This is a genomic window from Pseudonocardia sp. SID8383 (assembly GCF_009864975.1).
Classification (GTDB): domain Bacteria; phylum Actinomycetota; class Actinomycetes; order Mycobacteriales; family Pseudonocardiaceae; genus Pseudonocardia; species Pseudonocardia alni.
Genome location: NZ_WWFY01000346.1, coordinates 1 through 3,135, shown reverse-complemented (window position 1 = coordinate 3,135; position 3,135 = coordinate 1). Strand labels below are relative to the sequence as shown.

Sequence of the window (3,135 nt, the reverse complement as noted above, 5' to 3'; positions counted from 1 at the left end):
CCAGGACGGCCGCCGCGGCGAGGCCGGCCGCTCCACCCAGCAGGCGGCGGCGGGAGAACCCGCCGCGCGCCGGTGTCGGGCTGATCATGAACGTGTCTCCTCGCAGAGGGCCCCGGTCGCGCCGGGGCCGCGGTCTCGGGCACATCACGTCGAGGGGCGCCGCACCTCCCCCCGGCCGACGGCGGCGATGGACCGGCCCGCGTGCTCGGGCTCGCCGGGCACGTGGAGGGCGTCGAGGGCCGCGGCGACGTCGTCGGGGAACGGCTCGGCACCGTCCGGGCCGACGTGCAGGCACATCAACTCCTCGGTCGCCCGCAGGCGGCCGTCGACGTACAGCTCGTGCCACAGGCGCAGCCGCTTCGCGTCCCGGCCGAGGACCCGGGTCCGCACCTCCAGCGCCGCGTCCGGGCCGATCTCGCGCAGGTACCGGACGTGCGCCTCGACGGTGTACAGCGAGCGGCCGGTGGCCGCGCGGTACCCGGCGTCCATCCCGGTCCGGTCCATCAGCGCGGTCGTGGCGTCGCCGAACACGAGCACGTAGTACGGCTCGGACAGGTGGCCGTTGTAGTCGATCCACTCGGGACGGACGACGTCGTGGTGCACCGGCGGCGCGCTCACCGGGCGGTCCCCCGGGCCGCGGCGACCGCCCGGCGGACCGCGATCACGGCCCGGTCGCGCTCGGCGACAAGCTCTGCCATCGGCCGCCCACCGGCGGAGACCTCGGCGCCGGCGACCATGTCGTCGCGCAGCTGCGGAGTCAGCTCCGGGGCCTCCAGGCGCGTCCACGGCGCCTTCAGCGACGGTCCGAAGTGGTCCAGCATGTGCGCCATCCCGCCCTGGCCGCCGGCCAGGTGGAAGGTCAGGCAGGGACCGTGCACCGGCCAGCGCAGCCCCGGGCCGTCGGTGATCGAGCGGTCGATCTCCTCGGGGGTGGCCTCACCGGCGGCGACCATGTGCAGCGCCTCGCGCCAGATCGCCTCCTGCAGCCGGTTCGCGATGAAGCCGGGCAGCTCCCGCTCCATCTCGATCACCGACTTGCCGATGTGCCGGTAGAAGTCCGCGGCCCGCGACGCCGCCCAGGCCTCGGTCTTCTCGCCGCCGACGACCTCGACCAGCGGGATCAGGTACGGCGGGTTGAACGGGTGCCCGACGACGAGCCGGCCCGGCTCGGCCGCGGTGGTCGCCATGTCGGTCATCGGGAACCCCGAGGTCGACGACGCCACCACCACGTCCGGCCCGGCCGCCACGGCGGCGTCGGCCAGCTCGGACAGCAGGGCGCGCTTGAGCTCCAGGTCCTCCGGGGCGCTCTCCTGCACGAAGTCCGCTCCCGCGACGGCCTCGGCCGCGGTCGGGTGCACCGACAACGCGTCCCGGTCGGCGCCCTCGGCCAGGCCCAGTTCGGTGAGCGCGGGCCAGGCGGCGTCGACCACCCGGCGCAGCTTCTCCCCGGCGTCCGGGGCGGGGTCCCAGGCCCGGACCCTCAGCCCGCGGGCCAGGAAGTACGCCGCCCAGCCGGCGCCGATCACCCCGGCGCCGATGCAGGCGACGGTCCGGATCTCCGTGACGGGACGCGGCTCAGGCACCGGTGCGCTCCTTCAAGCCGAGGATCTCCCGGGCGCGGTCCGGCGTCGCCACCGAGGCACCGAGGTTCTGCACGATCTCCACCGCCCGCTCGGTCAGCTGCTCGTTGGTCGCCTTCACCCCGCGCGAGAGGTAGAGGTTGTCCTCCAGCCCGACGCGGGCGTGCCCGCCGGCCAGCACCGACTGCGCCACCCACGGCAGCTGGTCGCGCCCGATCGCGAACGAGGCGAAGTTGGCGCCCTCGGGGAGCAGGTTCACCTCCGCGGCCAGCACGCCCGGGTCGGCCGGGGCGCCGTAGGGGATGCCCATGCACAGCTGGAACAGCGCCGGGGCGTCGATCAGGCCCTCCTCGACCAGCACGGTGGCGAACCACAGCTGGCCGGTGTCGAAGATCTCCAGCTCCGGCTTCACACCGAGCTCCTGGACCCGCCTGGCGCCGGTGCGCAGCATGTCCGGGGTGGAGATGTAGAGCTGGTTGCCCTCGCCGAAGTTGAGCGAGCCGCAGTCCAGCGTGCAGATGTCGGGCAGCAGCTCCTCGACGTGCGGGAGCCGCTCCAGGGCGTTGACCAGGTCGGTGCCGTCGATCGGCTTCAGCGGGTCCTCGGCGTCGATCACCAGGTCACCGCCCATACCCGCGGTCAGGTTCAGCACGACGTCGACGCCCGAGTCCCGGATCAGGGTCACGGTCTCGCGGTAGAGCTCCACCGCCCGCGACGGGCTGCCGGTCTCCGGGTCCCGCACGTGGATGTGCACCACGGCGGCGCCGGCCCGGGCCGCGGCGATCGCGTCCGAGGCGATCTGGGCCGGGGTGACGGGCACGTGCGGGCTGCGGCCCACCGTGTCCCCGGCCCCGGTCACCGCGCAGGTGATGATGACGTCACGGTTCATCCGTTCTCCGTTCGCTCCGTGCGTGCCGGTGCCGCGAGCACGGCCCGATCGATGAAGGCGGCGAGGTCCGCGCGCATCTGCGCGGCGGAGGTGCCGGGGGTACGCGCCATGACCTGGATGCCCAGGCCGTCGACCAGCGCGGTGAGCTGCCGGGCGGCGTCACCGGCGTCGGGGACGAAGACCCCGGCGGCGGCGCCCTCGGTGAGGGTCATGGCGACGGTGCGGAACCAGCGGTCGTAGGCGTCCCAGTACAGATCGCGCCGAGCCGGGTCGATCGCCGACTCCGCCCACACCTGGATCCAGATCGACCACTCGCGCTCCAGCAGCGCGCCGTCGGGGAGCTGGAGGTCGATCAGCCGCAGCAGCCGGTCGTGCGGGTCGGCGATCGTGTCGAGCTCGGCGACCTGGCGGTCGAAGGCGAGGCGCACGTTGTGCCGCAGCGCGGAGTCGAGCAGCTCCGAGCGGGTGGGGAAGTGGTAATGGATCGCCGCCGGGCTGGTGCCCGCCGCCCGCGCGACGTCGGCGGTGCGGACCCGGTGGTATCCGTGGTCGGCGATCAGTTCCCAGGCCGCGTCGAGGATCCGGCCGCGGGTGCCGTGGGTCCCGCCGGGCTCGCGGCCCGGGTCGGGCTCGGCGGCCGCGGCGGCGGCCCCGGTGGGGACCGCG

Annotated in this window: 4 protein-coding genes; all 4 read right to left on the bottom strand. The window is 74.7% G+C overall.

The features are described from left to right. Window positions 1-144: 144 nt before the first annotated feature. Window positions 145-618: a thioesterase family protein gene (locus GTW08_RS08365; protein ID WP_073574950.1), complete on the bottom strand. Its 474-nt coding sequence runs from the start codon at window positions 616-618 to the stop codon at window positions 145-147. Next, a complete protein-coding gene (locus tag GTW08_RS08360) occupies window positions 615-1,583 on the bottom strand; it encodes a 3-hydroxyacyl-CoA dehydrogenase NAD-binding domain-containing protein (protein WP_073574949.1) in 969 nt (322 codons plus the stop codon). Before GTW08_RS08360 ends, GTW08_RS08365 begins: the two co-directional genes overlap by 4 nt. Beyond that, window positions 1,576-2,469: a 3-keto-5-aminohexanoate cleavage protein gene (locus GTW08_RS08355; protein ID WP_073574948.1), complete on the bottom strand. Its 894-nt coding sequence runs from the start codon at window positions 2,467-2,469 to the stop codon at window positions 1,576-1,578. Before GTW08_RS08355 ends, GTW08_RS08360 begins: the two co-directional genes overlap by 8 nt. Beyond that, window positions 2,466-3,135 (bottom strand): TetR/AcrR family transcriptional regulator (locus tag GTW08_RS08350; RefSeq protein ID WP_161151726.1); only part of this gene is annotated, 670 nt, incomplete at its 5' end. The genes GTW08_RS08355 and GTW08_RS08350, both read right to left, overlap by 4 nt.

Bases quoted from the DNA above. Each gene is read 5' to 3' on its own strand.
- GTW08_RS08355 (WP_073574948.1), bottom strand. From the start codon at position 2,469: ATGAACCGTGACGTCATCATCACCTGCGCGGTGACCGGGGCCGGGGAC.